This is a genomic window from Paraburkholderia kirstenboschensis (genome assembly GCF_032806925.1).
Classification (GTDB): Bacteria; Pseudomonadota; Gammaproteobacteria; order Burkholderiales; family Burkholderiaceae; genus Paraburkholderia; species Paraburkholderia kirstenboschensis.
Genome location: NZ_CP136513.1, coordinates 2,700,591 through 2,726,089, shown reverse-complemented (window position 1 = coordinate 2,726,089; position 25,499 = coordinate 2,700,591). Strand labels below are relative to the sequence as shown.

The following is a 25,499-nucleotide window of genomic DNA, read 5'->3' as shown; positions in this document are numbered from 1 at the left end:
ACGCCGCTTATGGCCCAGTTGAGCATTACTCATTGGATTTCAGCGGGCGAAGCGCCTTACGCTGGCGTTTGAGCACGCCAGTGTGTTGGCGGAAGATTCCCAGCAGACATCTATGAATGGCCCACCACCAGAGGACAGAACATGAGCGAGACATATCAGGACGATCGCGTTCGCGCGGACGCCGGAATCCGGGCGCTAACCCATTTCATCAACGGCAAGGCGATTGACGGAACGAGCGGCCGTTTCGGCGACGTCTTCAATCCCGCGCTGGGTGACGTCGCCGCGCGCGTGCCGCTCGCGAGCGTCGCCGAAGTGGATGCCGCGGTTGCCGCCGCTTATGCCGCGTTTCCCGCGTGGAGCGAGACCGCGCCGATCAAGCGGGCGCGGGTGCTGTTCAAGTTCAAGGAATTGCTGGACCGCCATCACGACGAACTCGCGGAACTGATCACGCGCGAACACGGCAAGGTGTTTTCCGACGCGAAGGGCGAGGTGATGCGCGGCATCGAAGTGGTCGAGTTCGCATGCGGCATTCCGAATCTGTTGAAGACGGACTTCACGGACCAGATCGGCGGTGGCATCGACAACTGGAACCTGCGTCAGCCGCTCGGTGTGGTCGCCGGCATCACGCCATTTAATTTTCCGATGATGGTGCCGTGCTGGATGTTCCCGGTCGCGATAGCTTGCGGCAACACGTTCGTGCTGAAGCCGTCGGAGCGCGACCCGTCGGCATCGAACCGTCTCGCGGAACTACTGAAGGAGGCCGGCTTGCCGGACGGCGTGTTCAACGTCGTGCACGGCGATAAGGTCGCGGTCGATGCGCTGCTCGTGCATCCCGACGTAAGTGCGGTTTCGTTTGTCGGCTCCACGCCGATCGCCGAGTACATCCACACGGAGGGCACGAAGCACGGCAAGCGCGTGCAGGCGTTGGGCGGTGCAAAGAATCACCTGGTCGTCATGCCGGATGCCGATCTCGACCAGGCCGTCGACGCTTTGATCGGTGCCGCATACGGCTCAGCCGGCGAGCGCTGCATGGCGATTTCCGTCGCCGTTGCGGTGGGCCATATCGCCGATGAACTGATCGAGCGGCTCACGCCCCGCGTAAAGACCCTGAAGATTCTGAACGGCATGGAATCGGCTGCTGAGATGGGACCGTTGGTGACGGCCGCGCATCGTGAGAAAGTGGTCGGCTATATCGAAGCGGGCATCGCGGCGGGCGCGAAGCTCGTGGTCGACGGCCGCGGTCATCGGGTGGAGGGTCACGACAAGGGCTTCTTTCTCGGCGGTACGCTGTTCGACGACGTATCGACCGATATGAAGATCTATCGCGAGGAAATTTTCGGACCGGTGTTATGCGTGGTACGCGTGCCGGACTTTGCGTCCGCGGTGGAATTGATCAACGCCAACGAGCTGGCCAACGGCGTGTCGCTCTTCACGTCGGATGGCGGCATTGCGCGCGCTTTCTCGCGGCAGATTCAGATGGGCATGGTCGGCATTAATGTGCCGATTCCGGTGCCGATGGCGTGGCATTCGTTCGGCGGATGGAAGAAGTCGCTATTTGGCGATCACCACGCATATGGCGAGGAAGGCGTGCGGTTCTACACACGCTACAAGAGCATCATGCAGCGCTGGCCCGACAGTATCGCCAAGGGCGCTGAGTTCACCATGCCGGTTGCAAAGTAGTTCGAGATTTTGGCCTTCGGTGGCGATCCTGTCGTCCCGAAGGCATCGATAAAACCGGTCCTGCATAGGCTGGTAAAAATGATTAGGAGACTGAACGATGAGCAACGCGCAAGCCGCGTCTTCTGGGCGGCGTCTCGAGGGCGAATTCGACTACATCATCGTCGGCGCTGGGACGGCGGGCTGCGTGCTCGCCAATCGCCTGACCGAAGATCCGGATGTGCAGGTCCTGTTGCTCGAAGCGGGCGGCAAGGACGACTATCACTGGATTCATGTGCCGGTCGGCTATCTCTACTGCATCGGCAATCCTCGTACCGACTGGCTCTATAAAACGCAGGCAGAACCGGGCCTGAACGGTCGCGCGCTTTCCTATCCGCGCGGCCGCGTATTGGGTGGCAGTTCGTCGATCAACGGAATGATCTATATGCGTGGCCAGCGCGAAGATTATGACGAGTGGGCGCGCGTCACGAACGACGCGTCATGGTCGTGGAATTCCGTGCTGCCAGTTTTCAGACGCAGTGAAGATCACTACTCGGGCGCGAGCGAATCACATGGTGCCGGGGGACCGTGGCGCGTGGAGAAGCAACGCCTCAAATGGAAGGTTCTCGAAGAATTTTCGAAGGCCGCGCAAGAGACCGGCATTCCCGCCACCGACGACTTCAATCGCGGCGACAACACGGGCGTTGGCTACTTCGACGTCAATCAGAAGCGGGGTATTCGCTGGAATGCCTCTAAAGCATTTTTGCGTCCCGCAATGAAGCGCCCGAATCTCACCATCATCACCGGCGCGCATACACAGCGCGTGGTATTCGAGGGACGCCGCTGCGCGGGCGTCGAATACCGCGGCAACGAAACAGAGTACTTTGCGAAAGCCCGTTGCGAAGTGATCCTGAGTTCAGGCGCAGTCAATTCGCCACAATTGCTGGAGCTGTCCGGCATAGGTAACGGCGCGCGTTTGCAGAACCTCGGTATCGACGTGGTCAACGACCTGCGCGGCGTCGGCGAAAATCTTCAGGATCATTTGCAATTGCGCATGGCTTATCAGGTCGACGGAGTTCGCACGCTTAATACCGCATCCGCGCATTGGTGGGGCAAGCTCATGATCGGCGTGCAGTACGCGCTCTTTCAAAGCGGTCCCATGTCGATGTCGCCGTCGCAACTCGGCGCGTTCGCGAAGTCTGACCCCGACGATCGCTCGCTCACGCGCCCGGACCTCGAATATCACGTACAGCCTCTTTCGCTGGATCGCTTCGGCGAACCGCTGCATCGGTTCAATGCATTCACCGCGTCGGTGTGCCAGTTGCGGCCCACTTCGCGCGGCAGTATTCATATCGAATCGACAGACGCCGCTGCGCCGCCGCTGATCGCGCCGAACTACCTGTCCACCGATTACGACCGCCATGTCGCCGCAAACGCATTGCGTCTCACGCGTCGCATTGCTGCAGCACCGGCGTTGGCCCGTTATCAGCCGCGGGAAATATTGCCGGGCACGGAATATCAGACCGAGGAAGAACTGCAGCGCGCAGCAGGAGTGGTTGGCACGACGATCTTCCATCCGGTCGGCACATGCCGGATGGGTACGACCGACGACCCTAGCGCGGTCGTCGACAACAGACTACGAGTTATTGGTGTCGACGGACTGCGCGTGGTCGACGCATCGGTCATGCCTACCATCACATCTGGCAATACCAACTCGCCCACGTTGATGATCGCCGAGCGCGCGAGCGACATGATCCGCGAGGATCGGCGTGCACGCGTGGCCGGCAGCCTTGCTGCGCATGTGGCTCAGAGCGTATCGATGTCCGCTGTGTGACACGCGTGTTTACGAGCAGGGCACGCCTCGCGCGTGGCTCGTGTTCTCATCTTCGTGTCTCAGGTCAATCTGCGCGTGTGTGTCTCCAGTGAGAGACTACAGTGCGCAAGCGCTCACACGCGTCATCCACTAAGTGCAAATCCCAATGAATGCGCTGCATCATTGGCGCGACAATGGCAGCCATGCTGCGTGTTGCCCCGAGGATTACCGTCCGGATTGGTGCAGCACGCCAACGAGCGTGCACGGGGTGCCGCCGTCCACATAAGTCGCGCAGAGCTTCGCGCGTAAGATCGTAGTGCTTCGCCTTACTCCGTATGGAAGGGAACATGATTCTCGGCGATACGATTCTCGAAACGCGCGGCCTCACTCGCGAGTTCAAAGGCTTCATTGCCGTGAACGGCGTGAACCTGCGCGTGCGCCGTGGCTCGATCCATGCGCTGATCGGCCCTAATGGAGCGGGAAAGACCACCTGCTTCAATCTGCTGACCAAGTTCCTCGAGCCGACCGCGGGCCAGATCGTCTTCAACGGCGTCGACATCACGAATGAGCGGCCGGCGCAAATCGCACGGCGCGGCATCATCCGTTCATTCCAGATTTCCGCTGTGTTCCCGCATTTGACGGCATTGCAGAATGTGCGCATCGGTTTGCAGCGTTCGCTCGGCACAGCCTTCCATTTCTGGAAGAGCGAGCGCACGCTGCGCCAGCTCGACGACCGCGCAATGGACCTGCTCACGCAAGTCGGCCTGACTGATTTCGCCGATGTGCTGACCGTCGAACTCTCATACGGCCGCAAACGCGCGCTGGAAATTGCCACGACGCTCGCGATGGAGCCCGAGCTGATGCTGCTCGACGAACCGACGCAAGGCATGGGTCACGAGGACGTAGACCGCGTGACGGCGTTGATCAAAAAAGTATCGAGCGGCCGCACGATACTGATGGTCGAACACAACATGAATGTGATCGCCGGCATCTCCGACACCATCACTGTTCTGCAACGCGGCGAGGTGCTCGCCGAAGGCAGCTACGCCGAAGTGTCGAAGAATCCGCTCGTGATGCAAGCCTATATGGGCAGCGCCGACGCGGCGCTTGCCGGAGCCCACGCATGAATACAATTGCCGAGCGCGAAAGCCTCGAAGTGAGCGGCACCGCGTCGGGCGCTCCTGCGCTTGAGATCGCGGGTCTGCAGGCGTGGTACGGGGAGTCCCACATTCTGCACGGCGTCGATCTGACGGTGGACCGCGGTGAGGTCGTCACGCTGCTTGGCCGCAACGGCGCCGGGCGCACCACGACATTGCGCGCGATCATGGGACTCACCGGCCGGCGCACGGGTTCGATCCGCATCGGCGGACGTGAAACGATCAACCTGCCCACGCATCGCATCGCGCATTGCGGCATCGGCTATTGCCCCGAAGAGCGCGGGATTTTTTCAAGCCTGTCGTGCGAGGAAAATCTGTTGCTGCCGCCGCCCGTCGGCGACAAGGCGCACATGATGTCGCTCGAAGAGATCTATTCGATGTTCCCGAACTTGCAGGAGCGCCGCATGAGCCAGGGGACGCGGCTCTCCGGCGGCGAACAGCAGATGCTCGCGGTAGCGCGTATCTTGCGCACCGGCGCGAGCCTGCTTCTACTCGACGAAATCTCCGAAGGACTGGCGCCTGTCATTGTGCAGGCGCTTGCGCGCATGATCGTTACGCTCAAGGCGCGTGGCTACACGATCGTCATGGTCGAACAGAATTTCCGCTTTGCCGCGCCGCTTGCCGACCGCTTCTATGTGATGGAGCATGGTGCGATCGTCGAGCACTTCGGGGCAAGTGAACTCGAAAGCAAGATGCCGACACTGCACGATCTGCTGGGCGTATAGAAAGCGCGCGCCCGATTGCCTCTGATAACCACAAGCGATGAACCAGGAGACAGGAATGAAAAAGAACCCACTCGCGCGGCTTGCTTCAGTTTGTTTCGCGGTCGCCGCCGGCGCCGCCATCACGACGAGCAGCGCGCAGGCGGCTGACGATGCAGTAAAGATCGGCTTCGTCACGGATATGTCGGGGTTGTATGCGGATATCGACGGTCAGGGTGGCCTTGAAGCCATTCGCATGGCTGTCGCCGATTTCGGCGGCAAGGTGAACGGCAAGCCGATCACGGTGCTGTATGCGGATCACCAGAACAAGGCCGATATCGCAGCCTCCCGTGCACGCGAATGGTTCGACCGCGAGGGTCTCGATCTGCTGGTCGGCGGCACGAACTCGGCAACAGGACTTTCGATGAACACCGTCGCCGGCGAAAAGCACAAGGTGTACATCAGCATCGGCGCGGGCGCCGACACGCTGACCAACGAGCAATGCACGCCGTACACGATTCACTATGCGTACGACACCACGGCGCTCGCGAAGGGCACGGGCTCCGCGGTGGTGAAGCAGGGCGGCAAGACGTGGTACTTCCTGACCGCCGACTACGCGTTCGGCAAGGCGCTCGAAAAGAACACCGCGGACGTCGTGAAAGCGAGCGGCGGCCAGGTGCTCGGCACGGTGCGCCATCCGTTGTCGGCGTCGGACTTCTCGTCGTTCCTGTTGCAGGCGCAGTCGTCGAAGGCGCAGGTTCTCGGCCTCGCGAATGCGGGCGGCGACACCATCAACTCGATCAAGGCCGCAAAGGAATTCGGCATTACGAAGAGCATGAAGCTCGCCGCGTTGCTGATGTTCATCAACGACGTGCATAGCCTCGGTCTCGAAACCACGCAAGGCCTCGTGCTGACGGATAGCTGGTACTGGAACAAGGACGCGAACACGCGCAAGTGGGCGCAGCGCTACTTCGACAAGATGCGCAAGATGCCGTCGAGCCTGCAAGCCGCCGACTACTCGGCGACCATGAACTATCTGAAGGCCGTGCAGGCAGTCGGTTCGACCGACGCCGACAAGGTCATGGCGCAATTGAAGAAGACCAAGATCGACGACTTCTACGCGAAGGGCTACATCCGTCAGGACGGCAGCATGATCCACGACATGTACCTGATGCAGGTGAAGACGCCGGCGGAGTCGAAAGAGCCGTGGGACTACTACAAGATCACCGCGACGATTCCCGGCGAGCAGGCGTTCACGACGAAGTCGGAAACCCGCTGCGCGCTGTGGAAATAAACGCGGGTTGAGGAGCTGACTGACGGCTGGCTGTCCGCGCGCGGGCGGGCAGCCGTCCGTTTCGGTTCTTTTCATATGCCGTGCGCGGCCGGCGTCATGAGCGCCTTTCGCGTGCCGGCCGGATCGTGCACAACCGATCTCACCCTGACGATGGGTTAAGGCTTCAATGGACATCTTTGGCATTCCGCTTCCCGCGATGCTGAGCCAGTTGCTGCTCGGGCTCGTGAACGGCTCGTTCTACGCAATTCTGAGTCTTGGTCTTGCGGTGATCTTCGGCTTGCTGAACGTGATCAACTTCGCGCACGGCGCGTTGTTCATGCTCGGCGCGATGCTCGCGTGGATGGGGTTCTCATACTTCGGCGTGCCGTATTGGGCGATGCTCGTGCTTGCACCGCTGATCGTCGGCCTGTTCGGCGTCGCGATCGAGCGCTCGATGCTGCGCTGGCTTTATAAGCTCGATCATCTGTATGGGCTGTTGCTCACGTTCGGGCTCACGCTAGTCGTCGAGGGCGTGTTCCGTTCTATTTATGGTTCTTCGGGCCAGCCGTACGACGTGCCGTCGGCGCTTTCCGGCGCAACCAATCTCGGCTTCATGTTCCTGCCGAACTATCGCGCGTGGGTGGTGGTGGCTTCGCTCATCGTTTGCTTCGCGACATGGTTCGTGATCGAGAAGACCCGGCTCGGCGCCTATCTGCGCGCGGGGACCGAAAACCCCAAGCTCGTCGAGGCGTTCGGCATCAACGTCCCGCTGATGATCACGCTCACCTACGGCTTCGGCGTAGCCCTCGCCGCGTTCGCCGGCGTGCTGGCCGCGCCGGTCATCCAGGTTTCGCCGCTGATGGGCCAACCGATGATCATTACCGTGTTCGCGGTAGTGGTGATCGGCGGAATGGGTTCGATCATGGGCTCGATTCTCACCGGACTGATGCTCGGCGTAATCGAAGGAGTGACTCGCGTGTTCTATCCGGAAGCGTCGGCGACCGTCGTGTTCGTCATCATGGCGCTCGTGTTGCTCGTGCGTCCGGCGGGTCTCTTCGGCAAGGAAAAATGATGCAGAGAAAAGTACTGTACGGTTTGCTGCTGGTGGTGCTCCTCGCGGTGCCCGTGCTCGGCATCTATCCGCTCTTTGTAATGAAGGTGATGTGCTTTGCGCTCTTCGCCGCCGCGTTCAATCTGTTGATCGGCTACACCGGGCTGCTCTCGTTCGGGCACGCCATGTTTCTCGCCTCGGCCGGCTATATCACCGGCTATGCGATGCAGACGCTCGGCTTCTCGCCCGAGCTGGGTGTGCTGGCCGGCACGGCATCGGCGACGTTGCTTGGTTTCATCGTCGGCATCTTCGCGATCCGGCGCCAGGGCATCTACTTCGCAATGGTGACGCTCGCACTCGCGCAGATGGTCTACTTCGTGTTCCTGCAAGCGCCGTTCACGCATGGCGAAGACGGCCTGCAAGGCGTGCCGCGCGGCAAGCTCTTCGGCGTGCTGGATCTTTCTTCGGATGTGGCGTTGTACTTTGTAGTGCTGGCGGTGATGGTGCTCGCCTTCCTGTTGATCGTGCGGATCGTGCATTCGCCGTTCGGCCAGGTGCTGGTCGCGATCAAGGAGAACGAGCCGCGCGCCGTGTCGCTTGGCTACGATACCGATCGCTTCAAGTTGCTCGCATTCATTCTGTCGGCCGGGCTCGCGGGACTCGCGGGCTCGCTAAAGGTCGTGGTGCAGGGCTTCGAGACGTTGAGCGACGCTTACTGGACCATGTCGGGCCTCGTGGTGCTGATGACGCTTGTCGGCGGCATGGGCACGTTGTTCGGACCGCTGCTCGGCGCGGCGTTGATCGTCGCGCTCGAGGATCGGCTCGGCGATATCGGTGGCGCGCTCGCGTCGACAACGGGCATCGAGTGGTTCCGTTCATTGGGTGAATCGGTGACGATCGTGACGGGCGTGATCTTTATTGCGTGCGTGCTTGCTTTCAGGCGGGGGATCGTCGGCGAGATCATCGCGCGCGTACGGCCGCTGCGTGCGTGAGAAGCCGGTCACACGAGTGATTGCTTCGACGTCCGATCTAATTGCGCTGCCATGCAGTATGACGACGATAGCTCGCTTGAGCCCTTATTTACGCATCGTGCGGCAACGCCGGTTAAACTTGCCCCAATTTTGTGCCGCAGTGCACCACTAGGGTAATTGCTAGTTGTGGCACGCGGGGTGCTCGTTTAACCTTCATGCAGTTCTGATGCACCACGAATTTGCAGGTGGAGAACGAGGAGACATGAGGCACTAAGTGCCCACACGAAAGCGCTGTTGGATTGATATCCAACAGCGCTTTTTTTATTTGGCTTTTCGAATTGCCTCATTCAATTCCTTTGCTAAGTCGGTGACCGTTTTATGTCTCCGATAATTGCTCAATTTTCCCGCGCTACCGCCCTGCAAAGTGCTTGCCGCGGGCGGCTCACGCCGCTACACTCCTTATTCACCGACCGCTGGGTCGGGATTTAAATCGCGAATTTAATCTGAATTGTTTTAACGGGGCATAGAGGAGCGGGATGAAGTCGGCATTGCGTTGGATCAGTGCGGCATTGGTCGCCACGGGCATTTCGGCTGCATGGAGCAGCCATGCATTTGCAGATGTGAAAATCGGCGTCACCGTATCGGCAACGGGGCCGGCCGCATCGCTAGGCATTCCGGAAAAGAACACGGTCGCGCTGCTGCCCAAGGAAGTGGCCGGTCAGAAGATCGAATACATCGTACTGGACGACGCGACCGATTCGACGCAAGCCGTCAAAAACGCCCGCAAGCTCACGAGCGAAGACCATGTCGACGCGCTGATCGGCTCAACCGTCGTGCCGAACTCGCTTGCCATGATAGACGTCGCCGCTGAGAACACCACGCCGGTGATTTCACTCGCCGCTGCGGCCAGCATCGTCGAGCCGATGGATGCGAAGCGTGCGTGGATCTTCAAGACGCCGCAAAACGACATTCTCATGGCTACTGCCATCGCACAGCACATGTCCAACCATGGCGTGAAGACGGTGGCGTTCATCGGCTTCTCAGACGGTTATGGCGAAAGCTGGTTCAAGGAATTCGGCAAGGCCGCAGATCTGGCAAAGATCAAGGTTGTCGCGAACGAGCGCTTTGCGCGTAATGACGCTTCCGTCACCGGTCAGGTATTGAAGATCGTGTCGCAGAACCCGGACGCGGTGTTGATTGCGGGCGCCGGCACGCCGGCCGCGTTGCCGCAGAAAACGCTCCGCGAGCGCGGCTACAAGGGCAAGTACTATCAGACGCACGGCGTCGCGAATAACGATTTCCTGCGCGTGTGCGGCAAGGACTGCGAGGGCACGTATCTGCCCGCCGGCCCGTTGCTCGTCGCTGAGCAACTGCCTGATTCGAATCCGGTGAAGAAGAGCGCGCTCGCCTATAAGCGGGCGTATGAAGCCGCCTATGGCGCCGGCTCCGTGTCCACCTTCGGCGGTCACGCATGGGACGCTGGCCTGCTGCTGCAACGTGCTATTCCGCTCGCACTGAAGAAAGGCCAGCCCGGTATGCCGGCGTTCCGCGAGGCGCTGCGCGCAGCGCTCGAAGGAACAAAAGAGCTGCCGGCGTCGCACGGTATCTTCAACATGAGCGCGAACGACCATGCCGGTCTTGATCAGCGGGCGCGCGTAATGGTGGAGATTGTCGGCGGCAAGTGGAAGTTGTCCGGCGACTGAGCGAAGGCGAAGCGATAGGGGACCCCATAACAAAAGACGCGTGCAGTTCGACGCGTCTTTTTTATTGCCCACGTCGCACGAGAAGTGTGGTTGTGCGGCTTCAGGACAAACCCGCATTTGGGTCGCAGTCTATTGACCGTCAATGACGCGCAACGCAATACTACTAACATGTTAGTGTTTTGTGCACGCCGGTTCGGCGAGGCACTCAGGAATCGAAGCAGCAGGCAGTGACGACAGGCAGCAGGGAGTGACATAAAAACGGCGAAGGCATGCGTGTTGAGCAGGGAAAACCATGCTTGGCACGCCCGGAGCCGTTAACTAGATTCAGACACCCGGCCCACGAGTCGGAGAACAGATACGCGCTTCGCAGCGTTTGGAGACTTGCAATGACAAAGACAAAACAATGGGTACGCACTGGCATCGCGATGGCGTTGATGTGCGGCGCGGGCGCCGCCATCGCCCAGGTGAAGATCGGTGTAACGCTATCCACCACGGGGCCGGCTGCATCGCTCGGGATTCCTGAAAAGAACACGATTGCGTTGCTGCCCAAGGAGATCGGCGGCAAGACTGTGCAGTACATCATCCTCGACGATGCATCGGACACCGGCAAGGCCGTGCAGAACACGCGCAAGCTGATCGACGAAGACCACGTCGACGCGATTATCGGCTCGACAGTCACGCCGAATTCCCTCGCCATGCTCGATCCTGCTTCCGAGGGCAAGACGCCGGTGATCTCGCTCGCCGCTTCTGCCGCGATCATTTCGCCAATGGACGCAAAGCGTGCGTGGGCCTTCAAACCGCCGCAGAACGATAGTCTGATGGCCGACGCGATTGCGGACTACATGGAACATCACGGCGTGAAGACGGTGGGCTTCATCGGCTTCGCGGATGCGTACGGCGACAGCTGGAACAACGCATTTACCGCCGCGGCCAATGCACACAATCTGAAGATCGTTTCCAACGAGAGATTCAATCGCACGGACGCTTCGGTGACCGGCCAGGTGCTGAAGACAATGGGCGCGAATCCCGACGCAGTGTTGATCGCGGGCTCAGGTACACCGTCGGCGCTGCCGGCGAAGACGCTCAAGGAGCGCGGCTACAAGGGCAAGGTGTATCAGACGCACGGCGTCGCCAACAACGACTTCCTGCGCGTATGCGGCAAGGACTGCGAAGGCGAGATTCTGCCCGCTGGTCCCATCCTTGTCGCCGACCAGTTGCCGGAGTCGAATCCGGTGAAGAAGTCCTCGCTGGCTTATAAGGCTGCGTACGAGAAAGCGTATGGCGCGGGTTCGGTCGCGACCTTCGGCGGTCACGCATGGGACGCAGGCCAGATGTTGCAACGTGCAATTCCTGAAGCTCTGAAGACCGCACAGCCGGGCACCGAGGCATTTCGCGTGGCACTGCGCAGCGCGCTCGAAAGCATCAAGGAACTGCCGGTCTCGCACGGCATCATGAACACGACGACGACCGACCACAACGGCCTCGACAAGCGCGCACGCGTGATCGTGCAGATCGTCGACGGCAAGTGGAAGCTGCAGAACGACTAATACAAAAGCGGTACGCGCCTCTCGCGAAGTGCGGCATATGACGCCGCATTGCCATTCTGTTCGACGACAATGGCACCGACCGCCGCGCCGTGCTCCAGCGCGGCGGTCGTCTTTCAGGCATTGCAGTTCGATGGACGGCTGCGGGTTGCGCCGCCACGACTGTTTCCAGTTTCGATTTAGACGCTTCAGGACGAGGAAGTATGGATCTATCAATTGCGGCGATCCTCGCGCAGGACGGCATCACCACGGGCGCCATCTACGCGTTGCTTGCGCTCGCGCTGGTGCTGGTGTTCTCCGTGACGCGGGTGATCTTCATCCCGCAGGGCGAGTTTGTTTCGTATGGCGCGCTCACGCTCGCCGCGTTGCAAACACAGAAGTTTCCGGCCACCTGCTGGCTGCTGATGGCAATGGGCGTGGCCTGCTTCGTGGTCGAAGTGGCGGGACTCGTGCGGCACGCCGAGCGACGTCGGCATGCGGCTCGCACGCTGGCTCTGCTGGTCGGTAAATATCTGCTGTTCCCGGTTGCGGTTTACGCGATCACTCAAGGGGTTTTCCTGCACCCGTTGCCGATGATCGCGCAAATCGCGTTGACGCTGCTGATCGTGATTCCCATGGGCCCGTTCGTTTACCGGCTCGCGTATGAGCCGATCGCCGAGGCGACCACGTTGTTGCTTCTGATCGTCGCGGTGGCGGTGCACTTTGCGATGGTCGGCCTCGGCCTCGTGATGTTCGGCGCGGAAGGCTCGCGCACGACGGCGTTTTCGGACGCGACGTTCAACGTGGGCAGTCTGTCGATTTCGGGCCAAAGCCTGTGGGTCGTCGGGACAGCCGTTGTGCTGATCGGCGCGCTGTATCTGTACTTCGACCGCTCGATTTCAGGCAAGGCGTTGCGTGCGACCTCGGTGAACCGGCTCGGTGCGCGCCTTGTGGGCATCGGCACGACGCAAGCAGGGCGCCTCGCGTTTACGCTCGCAGCGGGGCTCGGCGCGCTGTGCGGCATCCTCGTGGCACCGTTGACCACCATCTACTACGACTCGGGCTTCCTGATCGGTCTGAAGGGCTTCGTGGGGGCGATTATCGGTGGGCTCGTCAGCTATCCGCTGGCGGCGGCGGGCTCGATTCTCGTCGGCCTGCTGGAGTCGTATTCGTCGTTCTGGGCTAGCGCCTATAAGGAAGTGATCGTGTTCACGCTGATTATCCCGGTGTTGCTCTGGCGCAGTCTTGCCAGCCCGCACGCTGAAGAGGACGAGGAGTGAGGCGATGAAACGGATCATGAAAAACAAGTTCTTCTGGCTGTTCCTCGTCGTCCTGTTCGCGTTGCCAGTGTTGCCGCAGCCGATTCACGTGCCCGAGTACTGGGTGACGCTCCTGAACTACATCGGCCTCTATTCGATCGTGGCAATCGGGCTGGTGCTGCTCACCGGCATCGGCGGGATGACGAGTTTCGGGCAGGCCGCGTTTGTTGGCATTGGCGCGTATGCAACTGCCTACCTGACGACGCGTTTCGGCGTTTCGCCCTGGCTTGCGCTGATCGCCGGGGTGCTGGTGACGGCGCTGATCGCCCTGATTCTCGGTCTCGTGACCATGCGCCTCTCCGGTCACTTTTTGCCGCTTGGCACGATCGCTTGGGGGCTGTCGCTGTTCTATCTGTTCGGTAACCTGGAGATGCTGGGCAAGTACGACGGCATCAACGGAATTCCAGTGCTGAATGTTTTCGGTATCGATCTCGAGTCCGGCCGTCACATCTATTACCTGATCTGGCTGGTCGTGCTTGGCGCAGTCGTGTCGGTTCAGAATCTGTTGAATAGCCGGCCGGGGCGGGCCATTCGCGCTTTACGCGGCGGCGGCATGATGGCTGAAGCGATGGGTGTGAATACGGCGTGGATGCGCGTGGTCATCTTCGTCTACGCCGCGGTGCTGGCGTCGGTTTCCGGCTTTCTGTATGCGCACTTGCAGCGCGCGGTGAACCCGACGCCTTTCGGTCTGAATCACGGCATCGAATTCCTGTTCATGGCCGTGGTGGGCGGTGTGTCACACGTTTGGGGCGCGGTGCTCGGGGCGGCAATCCTCACCGTATTACAGGACTATCTGCAAACGCTGCTGCCCAAACTGTTGGGCGAGAACGGCAACTTCGAAGTGATCGTGTTCGGCATCTTGATGGTGCTGCTGCTGCAATATGCGCGGCAAGGCGTGTGGCCGTTCGTCGCGCGCTTTTTCCCGCGCGGCCCGCGCGCGCATTTGCCCGTTCAGGCGGAAGCTTTGCCGCAACGCAGCAAGCCGGCGGGCGGTGAGGACCTGCTGACGGTGAACAAGGCGCGCAAGCAGTTTGGCGGGCTGGTCGCGGTGAACGACGTTAGCTTCGAAGTCAAAGCAGGGCAGATCATTGGCCTGATCGGACCGAACGGCGCCGGAAAATCCACGACGTTCAATCTGGTGACCGGTGTGCTACAGGCGACAAGCGGCGAGATTACCTTCCGCGGCGAGCGCATCGACGCGCTCAGTTCACGTGAAATCGTGAAGCGAGGAATTGGCCGCACGTTCCAACACGTCAAGCTGCTGCCCGGCATGACGGTGTTGGAGAACGTCGCGATCGGCGCGCACTTGCGCGGGCATGCGGGCGTCTGGCGAAGCATCGTGCGCTTGAACAGCGTGGAAGAAGCGCGCTTGATGGCCGAGGCCGCCCGCCAGATTCGCCGCGTCGGCCTTGAACAACACATGTACGACGAAGCCGGAAGCCTCGCGTTGGGTCAGCAGCGGATTCTCGAAATCGCTCGTGCGTTGTGCTGCGATCCGACTTTGCTGCTGCTGGACGAGCCCGCGGCCGGGCTGCGGTATCAGGAAAAACTGCAATTGGCCGATCTACTGCGCCGGTTGAAGGCTGAAGGCATGAGCGTGTTGCTGGTCGAGCACGACATGGATTTTGTAATGAATCTGACTGATCGACTGGTCGTGATGGAGTTCGGCACGCGTATCGCCGAAGGCTTGCCGCAGGAAGTGCAGCAGGATCCGGCAGTGCTCGAAGCGTACCTCGGCGGAGTGGAGTAATGGAGAACCTCATGAACGCAGCTGCACCCATTCTCGACGTGAACGGCTTGTCCGTCCGATACGGCAAGGTCGAGGCGCTGCACGGCGCTGCCATCAAGGTGCGAGCCGGGCAAATTGTGTCGGTGATCGGTCCAAACGGTGCGGGCAAGTCCACGCTGCTCAACGCCATCATGGGCGCCTTGCCGACCACCGGTCATGCGAAGGGCGCGGTCGTGTATCAGGGCGAGGATGTGAGTGCGGTACCGGTGGAGAAGCGCGTAGCTCGCGGCATGTGTCTGGTGCCTGAGAAGCGCGAGCTTTTCGCGTCGATGAGCGTCGAGGACAACCTGGTCCTCGGCGCCTATCGGCGCAAGCGTGCAGGTGAGCGCAACTTTCTGGACCAGATGGAGCCGGTGTTTCAGCTGTTCCCGCGTCTGAAGGAACGCCGCAAGCAGGCAGCCGGAACATTGTCCGGTGGCGAGCGACAGATGCTCGCGGTCGGGCGCGCTTTGATGGGCAAGCCGGATCTGCTAATGCTTGACGAGCCCAGCTTGGGCCTCGCGCCGCTTATCGTGAAAGAGATTTTTCACATCATCAGCGCTTTGCGTCAGACGGGAGTGGCGACGCTTTTGATCGAGCAAAACGCTCGCGCGGCACTGCAAATTTCGGACTACGGTTATGTGCTCGAGACCGGAGAGCTGGCGCTGGAGGGCGCGGCGTCGGAGCTTGCGCAGAATCCTCGAGTTATTGAAACCTATCTGGGGCTGGCTAAAAAGGCAGCGTAGGCAGTCTATCTTTCGACTTTTAAGCGGCGTGTTTCACGTGAAACACGCCGCTTTTTTTGTTGCTTGGACATTCGGCCGAATTCGGGCCGAAACCGAACCCGTTATAATTCGCCCATACTTTTTCCTATGAAGGCTCACGCGACGCTCTGGCGTGAGATCCGCGATGCTTTTTCCCACAGAATTTGACGTAATCGTCGTCGGCGGCGGCCACGCCGGCACGGAGGCCGCCTTGGCCTCGGCGCGCATGGGCAACAAGACGCTCCTGCTGACTCACAACATCGAAACGCTCGGTCAGATGAGCTGCAATCCGTCGATTGGCGGCATTGGCAAGGGTCACCTGGTCAAGGAAGTCGATGCGCTGGGCGGTGCCATGGCAGCCGCGACGGACGAGGGCGGTATCCAGTTCCGCATCCTTAATTCCTCCAAGGGCCCGGCTGTCCGCGCGACGCGTGCCCAAGCAGACCGACTCCTCTACAAGCAAGCGATCCGACATCGGCTCGAGAATCAGCCGAATCTGTGGCTCTTTCAGCAAGCCGTGGACGACCTGATGGTTGAGGGCGATCGCGTGGTCGGCGCAGTTACGCAGGTGGGGATCCGCTTCCGCTCGCGGGCCGTCGTATTGACGGCGGGGACTTTCCTCGACGGAAAGATCCACGTGGGACTGAACAATTACACTGGCGGTCGCGCTGGCGATCCGGCGGCTGTGTCGTTGTCAGCGCGCCTGAAGGAACTGAAACTCCCGCAGGGGCGCTTGAAGACCGGCACGCCGCCGCGAATTGATGGTCGGACCATCGACTTTTCGCAGCTTGAAGAGCAGCCGGGCGATCTCGACCCGGTGCCGGTCTTTTCGTTTCTCGGCCGCGCTGAGCAGCATCCGCGGCAGATGCCGTGCTGGGTCACGCATACCAACGAGCGCACGCACGACATCATCCGCGGCGGGCTGGATCGTTCGCCCATGTACACAGGCGTGATCGAAGGAGTGGGGCCACGGTATTGCCCGTCCATTGAGGACAAGATCCACCGCTTTGCGTCAAAGGAATCGCACCAGATCTTTCTGGAGCCGGAAGGGCTGACCACGAACGAGTTCTACCCGAACGGGATCTCAACAAGCCTGCCGTTCGATGTGCAGCTCGAACTCGTGCGCTCCATGCGCGGCTTGGAGCACGCGCATATCCTGCGTCCCGGCTATGCGATTGAATACGATTACTTTGATCCGCGTGGGCTCAAGGTGTCGCTCGAAACCAAAGTGATCAACGGCTTGTTCTTCGCGGGTCAGATCAATGGCACCACCGGCTATGAAGAGGCGGCGGCGCAAGGCCTGTTGGCTGGTATCAACGCTGGCCTGTTCGTTCAGGGCAGGGAAGCGTGGTGCCCGCGGCGGGACCAAGCCTACTTGGGTGTGCTGGTTGACGATCTCGTGACCCGAGGCGTATCGGAGCCGTACCGCATGTTCACGAGCCGGGCGGAGTACCGGCTGAGTCTACGGGAAGACAACGCCGATATGCGGCTGACGGAGGTTGGCCGCGAGCTGGGCGTCGTTGACGACATCCGCTGGGCCGCATTCAGCCGCAAGCGCGATGCTGTTTCACGTGAAACAGAGCGGCTACGCAGGACTTGGGTGAATCCCAAAACATTGTCGGCGGACGAAGCGACAGCCTTGCTTGGCAAGCCGATCGACCACGAATACAGTCTTGCGGACCTGCTGCGTAGGCCCGGCGTGAGCTATGACAGTGTCTGTGCGTTGCGGGAAGGCGCCTGCGCCGCGCCCGACGCGTTGGCTGACGACGACGTGTTACTGGCTCAGATCAAAGAACAGATCGAGATTGGCATCAAGTATCAAGGCTACATCGACCGGCAGGCGGACGAAATAGAGCGCAATGAGGCGCAAGAAGGTACGCGTCTACCGGAAGGTCTGGACTATGCCGAAGTGAGAGGCCTGTCGTTCGAGGCCCGGCAGAAGCTGACGCAATTCCGTCCCGAAACCATCGGCCAGGCGTCGCGCATTTCGGGGATCACCCCTGCGGCTATTTCTCTGCTGATGGTGCACCTTAAGCGTGGCTTGGGGCGCCGTCCTGCTAAGACTGCCGTACCGGGCGCGGACAGCAAGCCGGTGGCGCAATGACGTCCAGGCAGCAGGGAAGCGATCGAGAAGCGTTGTCACAACATCTCGCGGATGGCGTGCTCGAACTCGGGCTCGAGCTAAGCGATGCGCAACTGGGCAAGCTGCTTGACTACGTGGCGCTGCTGGCCAAGTGGAACGCCGTCTACAACTTGACGGCTATTCGCGATCCTCGGCAGATGTTGATTCAGCACATACTCGACTCGCTTTCGATCGTGCCGCACCTGAGCCAGTGCAATCCGAGCACGGTGCTGGACGTTGGCTCCGGCGGCGGTTTGCCTGGCATCGTATTGGGGATCGTTCGGCCTGACTGGAGCGTGACAGTGAACGATATTGTTCACAAGAAAACGGCCTTTCAGGCGCAGGCCAAGGCAGAGCTTGCCCTGACAAACCTATCGGTCGTGACCGGACGCGTGGAAACGCTGCGGCCAGGCGCCGAAGTGTCGGCAAAGTTCGACGTAATCGTCTCGCGAGCATTCGCAGAGCTCGCCGATTTCGTTACACTGGCCCGTCATCTGGTGGCGGAGCGGGGCGCCATTCTCGCAATGAAGGGCGTGCGTCCCGATGGCGAAATCGAGCGTTTGCCTGCAGGCGCCCACGTGAAGCAGATCGTCCGCCTCGACGTGCCGTTCCTCGACGCCGAGCGCCACCTCGTCACGGTTCTTGTGGATGAAGGCGGCTAGGCGTCGCCGCTCGCGTACGACGCCATTCCGAAATAGACGACGTAATCACTTCTTCAAGCAGCAAAGGGACACTCCAACGATGGCAAAAATTTTCTGCGTTGCGAACCAGAAAGGCGGAGTCGGTAAGACGACGACGACAGTCAATCTGGCGGCCAGCCTGGCAGCGCAGGGACAGCGAGTCCTTCTTATCGATCTGGACCCGCAGGGCAACGCCACAATGGGCAGCGGCATCGATAAGGCAGCGTGCGCCAACACCGTCTACGAGGTGTTGGTCGACGGAGTCTCGGTGGCTGATGCCCGCATGCGGCCCGAAGCCGTCGGCTATGACGTGCTGCCTGCGAACCGCGAACTTGCGGGAGCGGAAGTCGAGTTGGTCAGCGTGCAGAACCGCGAGCGACAGTTGAAGGTCGCGCTCGCGACAGTGGAAGGCGAATACGATTTCGTGTTGATCGACTGTCCGCCGGCTTTGTCCCTGCTGACGCTCAATGGCCTCTGTGCCGCGCATGGCGTAGTGATCCCGATGCAGTGCGAGTACTTCGCGCTCGAAGGGCTGTCCGATCTGGTCAACACGATCAAGCAGGTGCATGCAAACCTGAATCGCGACCTGAAGGTGATCGGATTGTTGCGCGTCATGTTCGACCCGCGGATCACGCTGCAGCAGCAGGTCTCCGATCAATTGAAGGAGCACTTTGGCGACAAGGTGTTCGACGCGGTGATTCCGCGCAACGTGCGCCTCGCCGAGGCGCCCAGTTATGGTCTGCCGGGCGTGGTATTCGACAGGGCGTCGCGCGGCGCACAAGCGTACGTGCAGTTTGGCGCCGAAATGATTGAACGGGTGCGCGCACTGAATGACGCGCCCCAAGCATCCTAAGCGGATCGAGGAAGCACGATGAACGCAGTAGCAAGAAAGAAGGGATTGGGCCGCGGCCTGGAAGCGTTGCTCGGCGGCAGCGCCGACATCACCGAGGCGGTGGTGATTGAAGGCGCGCCGAACGTGCTGCCGCTCAGCAAAATGCAGGCGGGCAAATATCAGCCGCGCACGCGCATGGATGAAGGCGCATTGCAGGAGTTGGCGGCCAGCATACGCGCTCAAGGCTTGATGCAACCGATCCTCGTGCGGCCGGTGTCTGCGGATAAATACGAGATCATCGCGGGCGAGCGGCGTTTCCGCGCGGCTCGACTTGCTGGTCTGGAAGAAGTCCCGGTACTCGTTAAGGACGTGCCCGACCAGGCTGCCGCCGCCATGGCGCTGATCGAGAACATCCAGCGCGAGGACCTGAATCCGCTGGAAGAGGCGCAAGGCATTCAGCGTTTGCTCGACGAATTCAACTTCACGCACGAGCAGGCCGCCGAGTCGGTCGGCCGGTCGCGTAGCGCCGTGTCGAATTTGCTGCGCCTGCTTAATCTCGCGACACCGGTTCAAACCATGTTACTCGCTGGCGACCTCGACATGGGACATGCGCGCGCGCTGCTGGCGGTCGACGCAGCGACGCAGATCACGCTGGCCAATCAGGTGGTCAACAAGCGGATGTCCGTGCGAGAAACCGAGAAGCTGGTGACGGCGACCACGAAGGCGGCTCCAGCGGTCAAAGCGCGCGCCAACCCGGACGGCGGCCGCGATACGAGGCGGCTGGAAGAAGAACTGTCCGATCTGCTGGCAGCAACCGTCAAAATCAAGCTCGGCCGACGCGGTCGCGGTCAGGTGCTGGTCGACTTCGGCGATCTGGATGCGCTCGAGGGTATCCTTGTGCGGTTGCGCGGAAACGCCACGGCCTGAGCTTCTGACGACCGGAGGTCCGTGGGGTGAGCGGCGCGCGAAAGGTGCTTGAGCGCCGCTCATGTACACTGCCGGGCCCAGCTGATCTGGCTTGGCTGAGCACCGGTATTTGAGGAATCACAGCAGGCACGAAATATCTGGGGATCCTAACTAATTTCGGGTCGGTGGGCGCTTGAGTGGCCTAGGGCTTAGCGCGCGTTCGACTCGGGAAAACGGTAGCGTGCCTGTCGCGAACAGTCTGCAAAAGAAGCGGCGCGTCACGCGGGGTTGGCCGCTTCATGATCGTCTGTTGCATTTCCGACACGGCCGCTTGAGCGGTTGCATGGACCGCTTGCTGCCAGTGAAACGGTTCAACGGACGCGCATAATTTACCTTTGCACGACCGCCTTACAGTTGACAGGCTGACCATTCTTCGGAAGCCTTTCCGCATCGCGGGGAGTCGTTTCGCACTGTTTATTGAACGGCCTAAAGTCTTGAATTGCCTGCAACTATCGCTTACAATCGCCCGGATTTAATTGCACGGCAACCCCGTAAGCGCAGCGAAAGCTCGCTGACCGGAACGAGACTTTCGGAACACTGCGATGGCGGTCAAAACGTCGAATCAAGCGCCTAAAAATGGGCGCGACGAACACCGCGACAAACGCACCGTTTCGGAGGCGTCCACCGCTCAGCAAGTCACGCATGAAGAACCGTGGGACGCCGAGCAAGACACTATCGTTCCGCTCACGCGGGCCGAGGCTGAAAAGCTGTTTGGTCCCAGTGTGAACCGACCATCGCGCGTTACCCCATTAAGGGTCGTGGCAGCGCAAATGGTCTTGTCCCTAGGTGCGACGCTGGTATGGTGGCTGTTCTATAAGCCGCCGGGCGCTGCTGCGCTGTCCGCGTTCCTGGGAGGGGCGATATGCTGGGTGCCGGCCGCATTGTTCGCGGCGCGGCTGAGAACGCTGAGCGGCGCCGAAACAGCAATGAGCTGGATGATCGGCGAAGCGCTCAAGATGGGGACAACGATCGCGATGTTTGTAGCCATCGCCTTCTGGTATCACGACGTACGCTGGGTTCCGCTGCTCGTGACTTATCTCATCGCGCTCAAGACGTATTGGATCGCTTTGGCGTGGCGCTGAAGAGGCAACAGGTAACACCAGGATTCAACGCTGGCGCCCGGCGCCGGCGAAAGCGTGCGGATAGGACAGGATCCGCACCCGGCGCGTTCCCGCAATAGCGTATTGCGGCGAGGCGGCCTAAGACGATTTTCGACAATTTGGGTGGCTTTAACGATATGGCAGCTAGCGAAGGCACGCGCGCAATGGATCCGTCCGAGTACATCGCGCACCACTTGCAGAACTTTTCCACCGGGCACCAGACGTCGATTTTCGACATCCACGTGTGGAATCTGGACACCCTTTTCTGGTCGATCGTTTGCGGTCTGGCCACCATCCTCATCCTGCACTTCGCTGCACGTAAGGCAACGTCCGGTGTGCCGGGCCGTTTCCAATGCGCGATCGAAATGCTGGTCGAAATGGTCGAGGATCAATCGAAGTCGATGATCCACGGCACGCGCACTTTTATCGCGCCGCTGGCACTGACGGTATTCGTCTGGGTCGCGCTGATGAACGCGCTCGACTTTATTCCTGTCGACTTGCCGAGCCACGTGATCGGCTGGCTTGGTCTGTCAGAAGTCATCCCGCACCACCGCATCGTTCCGACTGCCGACCTGAACGGCACCATCGGCATCGCACTCGGTGTGTTCGTGCTGATGATTTACTACAACTTCAAGATCAAGGGCGCCGGCGGCTTCGTGCACGAACTGCTGTCCGCTCCGTTCGGCGCGCATCCGCTGCTGTGGATCCCGAACCTTGCACTGAACATCATCGAGTTCGTCGCGAAGACGGTCTCGCTCGGCATGCGGCTGTTCGGCAACATGTACGCGGGCGAACTGTTGTTCCTGCTGATTGCCCTGCTCGGCAGCATCTGGAGCTTCGGCGCGGACACGACGGTGCTTGGCTTCATCGGCCACGTGATCGCCGGCAGCGTGTGGGCAATCTTCCACATCCTGATCGTTCTGCTGCAGGCGTTCATTTTCATGATGCTGACGCTGGTGTACATCGGCCAGGCACACGACACGCACTAAACGGCGCTGTCGTTAAAGAATCGTAGTTTTTCAAATCCCAGTTCCAACCAGTTCTAAAAGACTTTTCACAAAGGAGTGATCATGCAAGCTTTCATCGCCAACATCCAGGGTCTGACCGCCATCGGTATCGGCATCATCATCGGCCTGGGTGCAATCGGCGCCTGTATCGGTATCGGCCTGATGGGTGGCAAGTACATCGAAGCATGTGCTCGTCAGCCGGAACTGATGAACCCGCTGCAAACCAAGATGTTCCTGCTGGCTGGTCTGATCGATGCGGCGTTCCTGATTGGCGTTGGTGTGGCAATGCTGTTTGCGTTCGCGAACCCGCTGCTGGCGAAGCTGGCAGGCTGAGGTTCCTCGGAAGTTTGCGCCTGAGCTATAACTGGTAAAGGCGCAGGGCGGAACGGGCACTCGGGCGCTGATCGAACACAGAATCGATGAGCGCCTTGCCGTTTCACTTTCCGAACTAGCAACGTTTAAGGAAACACCGTGAATCTCAACGCAACCCTGTTTGCGCAAATGGTCGTGTTCCTGATCCTCGCGTGGTTCACGATGAAGTTCGTGTGGCCGCCGCTGATCAACGCCCTCGACGAGCGCTCGAAGAAGATCGCTGACGGTTTGTCGGCTGCAGAAAAGGGCAAGGCAGAACTGGAAGCCGCTCACAAGCGCGTCGACCAGGAACTTGCTCAGGCACGCAACGACGGTCAGCAGCGTATCGCTGACGCGGAAAAGCGCGCCGTGGCAGTCGCTGACGAAATCAAGGCTCAAGCACAAGCTGAAGCCGCTCGCATCATCGCGCAAGCGAAGGCCGACGCGGAACAGCAAGTCGTGAAGGCGCGCGAAACGCTGCGCGGTGAAGTCGCCGCGCTCGCTGTGAAGGGCGCTGAACAGATCCTGAAGCGCGAAGTCGACCAGGCAGCGCACGCTGACCTGCTGAATCAACTGAAAGCCGAGCTCTGATCATGGCCGAACTTGCAACCATCGCCCGTCCGTACGCAGAAGCGCTGTTTGGCGTGGCCGAAGCTGGTGACATCGCCGCCTGGTCCACGCTCGTGCAGGAGCTGGCACAGGTTGCGCGTCTGCCCGAAGTGCTGTCGATCGCCTCGAGCCCGAAAGTAAGCCGCGCCCAGGTCAGCGAACTGCTGCTGGCTGCGGTCAAGTCGCCGCTCAAGGACAACGCGCAAGCGAAGAATCTGGTGCAAATGCTGGTGGACAACCATCGCCTGCAATTGATGCCGGAAATCGCCGTGCAGTTCGAAGAGTTGAAGAACGCCCGCGAAGGGGCGGCCGATGTGCAGATCGTCAGCGCATTCCCGCTCGAGGGCGCGCAGTTGAACGACCTCGTCGCAAGTCTCGAACGCAAGTTCAAACGCAAGCTGAAGCCGACGGTCGAGATCGACTCGTCGTTGATCGGCGGCGTGCGCGTGACAGTCGGCGACGAAGTGCTCGATACCTCGGTCCGCGCGCGGCTTGCCAGCATGCAAACGGCTCTGACGGCCTGAAGCGCCTCGCGCTGAAGCGGCTGGCACGCAACAGAATTGACTATCAGGAGCGAATAATGCAACTCAATCCCTCTGAGATCAGCGAGCTGATCAAGAGCCGGATCCAGGGCCTTGAAGCGAGCGCAGACGTTCGCAACCAAGGCACCGTGATCTCCGTGACCGACGGTATCGTGCGTATTCACGGCCTGTCGGAAGTGATGCAGGGCGAAATGCTCGAATTCCCCGGCAACACCTTCGGTCTCGCACTGAACCTCGAGCGCGACTCGGTCGGCGCCGTGATTCTGGGTGAGTACGAGCACATTTCGGAAGGCGACATCGTCAAGACGACGGGCCGCATTCTGGAAGTGCCGGTGGGTCCGGAACTGCTTGGCCGCGTGGTCGACACACTCGGCAACCCGATCGACGGCAAGGGCCCGATCAACGCGAAGAAGACCGATGCAATCGAAAAGATTGCTCCGGGCGTGATCTGGCGTAAGTCGGTTTCGGAACCCGTCCAGACCGGTCTGAAGTCGATCGACGCAATGGTGCCGATCGGCCGCGGCCAGCGTGAGCTGATCATCGGCGACCGCCAGTGCGGCAAGACCGCAGTCGCAGTCGACGCGATCATCAACCAGAAGGGAAAGAACCTCTTCTGTATCTACGTCGCGATCGGCCAGAAGGCTTCGTCGATCATGAACGTGGTGCGCAAGCTGGAAGAAACCGGCGCGCTGGAATACACGATCGTCGTGTCCGCTTCGGCTTCGGAATCGGCTGCGATGCAGTACCTCGCACCGTACGCGGGCTGTACGATGGGCGAATACTTCCGCGACCGCGGTCAAGACGCGCTGATCGTGTACGACGACTTGACCAAGCAAGCTTGGGCATACCGTCAGATCTCGCTGCTGCTGCGCCGCCCGCCGGGCCGCGAAGCCTACCCGGGCGACGTGTTCTACCTGCACTCGCGTCTGCTGGAACGTGCGGCTCGCGTCTCGGAAGAGTATGTCGAGAAGTTCACGAACGGCGAAGTCAAGGGCAAGAGCGGTTCGCTGACGGCACTGCCGGTCATTGAAACGCAAGCCGGCGACGTGACCGCATTCGTTCCGACGAACGTGATCTCGATTACCGACGGCCAGATCTTCCTGGAAACCGACCTCTTCAACGCAGGTATCCGCCCGGCAATTAACGCCGGCGTGTCGGTGTCGCGCGTGGGTGGTGCGGCTCAGACGAAGGTCGTGAAGAAGCTTTCGGGCGGTATCCGTACCGACCTCGCGCAGTACCGTGAACTCGCGGCGTTCGCGCAGTTCGCATCGGATCTCGACGAAGCGACACGTAAGCAGCTGGAGCGCGGTCGCCGCGTGACGGAACTGCTGAAGCAGCCGCAGTATCAGCCGCTGCAAGTGTGGGAACTGGCCATTTCGCTGTTCGCAGCGAACAACGGTTACCTCGACGACCTCGAAATCTCGCAAGTCCTGCCGTTCGAAAAGGGCCTGCGCGAATATCTGAAGTCGAGCCACGCTGACCTGGTCAAGCGCATCGAAGACAACAAGGAACTCTCGAAGGACGACGAAGGCCTGCTGCACACGGCCGTCAAAGACTTCAAGAAGTCCGGCGCTTATTGATCTGCGAGTGA

Annotated in this window: 22 protein-coding genes; all 22 read left to right on the top strand. The window is 60.6% G+C overall.

The window, feature by feature from the left end:
• Nucleotides 1–141 precede the first annotated feature (141 nt).
• The 22 genes from RW095_RS34905 to atpA all read left to right on the top strand — a co-directional run bounded on the left by RW095_RS34905 (nt 142) and on the right by atpA (nt 25,488).
• Nucleotides 142–1,680 carry a CoA-acylating methylmalonate-semialdehyde dehydrogenase gene (locus RW095_RS34905; protein WP_317020343.1) on the top strand — a complete coding sequence of 513 codons (1,539 nt, stop codon included), beginning with the start codon at nt 142–144 and terminating at the stop codon, nt 1,678–1,680.
• Nucleotides 1,681–1,777: 97 nt separating this feature from the next.
• Nucleotides 1,778–3,490 carry a GMC family oxidoreductase gene (locus tag RW095_RS34900; protein WP_317020342.1) on the top strand — a complete coding sequence of 571 codons (1,713 nt, stop codon included), beginning with the start codon at nt 1,778–1,780 and terminating at the stop codon, nt 3,488–3,490.
• Between the two features lie 326 nt (nt 3,491–3,816).
• Nucleotides 3,817–4,596, top strand: a complete 780-nt coding sequence (locus RW095_RS34895; RefSeq protein ID WP_027776903.1) for an ABC transporter ATP-binding protein — start codon at nt 3,817–3,819, stop codon at nt 4,594–4,596.
• Nucleotides 4,593–5,351, top strand: coding sequence for an ABC transporter ATP-binding protein (locus RW095_RS34890; protein ID WP_317020341.1), 759 nt, complete (start codon nt 4,593–4,595; stop codon nt 5,349–5,351). The genes RW095_RS34895 and RW095_RS34890 overlap by 4 nt, the downstream gene beginning before the upstream one ends.
• Before the next feature lie 55 nt (nt 5,352–5,406).
• Nucleotides 5,407–6,621: an ABC transporter substrate-binding protein gene (locus RW095_RS34885; protein WP_317020340.1), complete on the top strand. Its 1,215-nt coding sequence runs from the start codon at nt 5,407–5,409 to the stop codon at nt 6,619–6,621.
• 166 nt (nt 6,622–6,787) lie between these two features.
• Nucleotides 6,788–7,672: a branched-chain amino acid ABC transporter permease gene (locus RW095_RS34880; protein ID WP_317020339.1), complete on the top strand. Its 885-nt coding sequence runs from the start codon at nt 6,788–6,790 to the stop codon at nt 7,670–7,672.
• The gene (locus RW095_RS34875) at nt 7,672–8,643 is read left to right on the top strand and encodes a branched-chain amino acid ABC transporter permease (RefSeq protein WP_167455763.1); all 972 of its coding nucleotides are present in this window, start codon (nt 7,672–7,674) and stop codon (nt 8,641–8,643) included. The genes RW095_RS34880 and RW095_RS34875 overlap by 1 nt, the downstream gene beginning before the upstream one ends.
• A 515-nt stretch (nt 8,644–9,158) precedes the next feature.
• Nucleotides 9,159–10,325 carry an ABC transporter substrate-binding protein gene (locus RW095_RS34870; RefSeq protein ID WP_317020338.1) on the top strand — a complete coding sequence of 389 codons (1,167 nt, stop codon included), beginning with the start codon at nt 9,159–9,161 and terminating at the stop codon, nt 10,323–10,325.
• Between the two features lie 386 nt (nt 10,326–10,711).
• Nucleotides 10,712–11,872, top strand: a complete 1,161-nt coding sequence (locus RW095_RS34865) for an ABC transporter substrate-binding protein (protein ID WP_317020337.1) — start codon at nt 10,712–10,714, stop codon at nt 11,870–11,872.
• Between the two features lie 200 nt (nt 11,873–12,072).
• Entirely contained in the window at nt 12,073–13,128 is a 1,056-nt protein-coding gene (locus tag RW095_RS34860; RefSeq protein WP_317020336.1) for a branched-chain amino acid ABC transporter permease, read from the top strand.
• Nucleotides 13,129–13,132: 4 nt separating this feature from the next.
• A complete protein-coding gene (locus RW095_RS34855; RefSeq protein WP_317020335.1) occupies nt 13,133–14,917 on the top strand; it encodes a branched-chain amino acid ABC transporter ATP-binding protein/permease in 1,785 nt (594 codons plus the stop codon).
• Nucleotides 14,918–14,928: 11 nt separating this feature from the next.
• Nucleotides 14,929–15,681, top strand: coding sequence for an ABC transporter ATP-binding protein (locus RW095_RS34850; RefSeq protein WP_317020334.1), 753 nt, complete (start codon nt 14,929–14,931; stop codon nt 15,679–15,681).
• Between the two features lie 163 nt (nt 15,682–15,844).
• Nucleotides 15,845–17,803, top strand: coding sequence for a tRNA uridine-5-carboxymethylaminomethyl(34) synthesis enzyme MnmG (mnmG, locus tag RW095_RS34845; RefSeq protein ID WP_317020333.1), 1,959 nt, complete (start codon nt 15,845–15,847; stop codon nt 17,801–17,803).
• A complete protein-coding gene (gene rsmG / locus RW095_RS34840; RefSeq protein WP_317020332.1) occupies nt 17,800–18,483 on the top strand; it encodes a 16S rRNA (guanine(527)-N(7))-methyltransferase RsmG in 684 nt (227 codons plus the stop codon). Before mnmG ends, rsmG begins: the two co-directional genes overlap by 4 nt.
• A 79-nt stretch (nt 18,484–18,562) precedes the next feature.
• Entirely contained in the window at nt 18,563–19,354 is a 792-nt protein-coding gene (locus RW095_RS34835; protein ID WP_317020331.1) for a ParA family protein, read from the top strand.
• An 18-nt stretch (nt 19,355–19,372) separates the two neighbouring features.
• Entirely contained in the window at nt 19,373–20,260 is an 888-nt protein-coding gene (locus tag RW095_RS34830; protein WP_128596046.1) for a ParB/RepB/Spo0J family partition protein, read from the top strand.
• 581 nt (nt 20,261–20,841) lie between these two features.
• A complete protein-coding gene (locus RW095_RS34825; protein WP_317020330.1) occupies nt 20,842–21,381 on the top strand; it encodes an ATP synthase subunit I in 540 nt (179 codons plus the stop codon).
• 155 nt (nt 21,382–21,536) lie between these two features.
• The gene (gene atpB / locus RW095_RS34820; RefSeq protein WP_128584482.1) at nt 21,537–22,388 is read left to right on the top strand and encodes a F0F1 ATP synthase subunit A; all 852 of its coding nucleotides are present in this window, start codon (nt 21,537–21,539) and stop codon (nt 22,386–22,388) included.
• 81 nt (nt 22,389–22,469) lie between these two features.
• Nucleotides 22,470–22,739, top strand: coding sequence for a F0F1 ATP synthase subunit C (gene atpE / locus RW095_RS34815; RefSeq protein WP_006050844.1), 270 nt, complete (start codon nt 22,470–22,472; stop codon nt 22,737–22,739).
• A gap of 138 nt (nt 22,740–22,877) precedes the next feature.
• Nucleotides 22,878–23,348: a F0F1 ATP synthase subunit B gene (locus RW095_RS34810; RefSeq protein ID WP_006050845.1), complete on the top strand. Its 471-nt coding sequence runs from the start codon at nt 22,878–22,880 to the stop codon at nt 23,346–23,348.
• 2 nt (nt 23,349–23,350) lie between these two features.
• Complete coding sequence (locus RW095_RS34805) at nt 23,351–23,890, top strand: F0F1 ATP synthase subunit delta (protein WP_128584481.1); 540 nt, start codon at nt 23,351–23,353, stop codon at nt 23,888–23,890.
• Between the two features lie 56 nt (nt 23,891–23,946).
• Complete coding sequence (gene atpA / locus RW095_RS34800; protein WP_317020329.1) at nt 23,947–25,488, top strand: F0F1 ATP synthase subunit alpha; 1,542 nt, start codon at nt 23,947–23,949, stop codon at nt 25,486–25,488.
• Nucleotides 25,489–25,499 lie beyond the last annotated feature (11 nt).